This window comes from Streptomonospora sediminis (assembly GCF_054778995.1).
In genome coordinates, this window is record NZ_BAAGYZ010000033.1 from 1 (window position 1) to 1,369 (window position 1,369).

The 1,369-nt window shown below is 69.4% G+C and carries 1 protein-coding gene; it reads left to right on the forward strand.

Features of this window, described 5'->3' with window-relative positions:
- Window positions 1–11: 11 nt before the first annotated feature.
- Window positions 12–1,369: acyltransferase domain-containing protein (locus tag ACYVD5_RS08985; RefSeq protein ID WP_461000484.1), on the forward strand; the 1,358-nt coding region annotated here is incomplete at its 3' end.

Genomic DNA, 1,369 nt, shown 5'->3' on the forward strand with positions numbered 1-1,369 from the left:
CGGGTGAGTCCTTGGACGAGACCGGCTACACCCAGCCGGCGTTGTTCGCCTACGAGGTCGGGTTGTTCCGGCTGTTGGAGTCGTGGGGTGTTGCGCCGGATTACGTGATGGGCCATTCGGTGGGTGAGTTCGCGGCCGCTTATGTGGCGGGGGTGTGGTCGTTGCGGGACGCGTGCAGTGTGGTGGCGGCGCGGGGCCGGTTGATGCAGGCGTTGCCTGCGGGTGGGGCGATGGTGTCGCTGCAGGCGACGGAGGAGGAAGTGCTTCCGCTGCTGGAGGGCCTGGCCGATCGGGTGGGGGTGGCGGCGGTCAACGGTCCGGGTTCGGTGGTGGTTTCGGGTGATGCGGAACCGGTCGGGGAGATCGCGGAGACGGTTGCTTCCTGGGGTCGTAAGACGCGGTGGTTGCGGGTGAGTCATGCGTTCCATTCGCCGCGGATGGATCCGATGGTGGCCGAGTTCGCCCGGTCTCTGGAACACATTGCGTTCCACCGGCCGGAGTTGCCGGTGGTGTCGAATCTGACGGGGGAGTTGGCGGATCCGGAGTTGCTGTGTTCGGTGGAGTACTGGGTTTCGCATGTGCGCCGGCCGGTCCGGTTCGGGGCGGGGGTGGCCGATCTGGTCGAACGCGGCGTTTCCCGGTTTGTGGAGGTGGGTCCGGACGCGGTGTTGGTGCCGGCGGTGGGTGAGGCCGCACCGGGGGCGGTGGTGGTGGGAACCCAGCGCCGCGACCGGCCCGAGGCCGAGACCCTGCTGGCCGCGGTGGCCCGGTTGTATGTGGAAGGAGCGGCCGTCGACTGGCCCGCGGTGATCACGGCCGGTGCCGGCGACGGCCCGGCGCCGTCGGTGGTCGGTTTGCCGTTGTATGCGTTCCAGCGCGATCGATTCTGGCCGCGTCCGGGCTTCCTCGACCCGAACCGCCGCTCTTCGATGGTCGGTGCGAGCCGGTACGGCGTCCGCTGGGTTCCGTTCTCGCCGGCGAGCGGCCGGAGCCTCTACGGGTTGTGGGCCGTGGTCACCGACGAAGAGCGTGCCGAGGACGCGCAACGGTTGGCCGAAACACTGCGGTCGCGCGGCGCCGAGGCCGTCGTGGTCGGACTGGGCGCGGGCGTGTCCCGGTCGGCGGTGGCCGAACGGATCTCCGCGGAGGTGGACCAACGCCAGGGTGAGTTGGCCGGGGTGGTCGCCACGTTCGGCTGTGGCACTGATGGTGATGGGGCGTTGGCCGGTTTGTGGGAGTTGGTTGTGCTGCGGCAGGGGTTGGCCGATTTGGGGGTGGGGGTGCCGTTGTGGTGTGTGACGGTTGGTGGGGTGTCGGTGGATCGGTCGGATGCGGTGTATTCGCCGGTGTCGGCGGGGTTGTGGGGGTT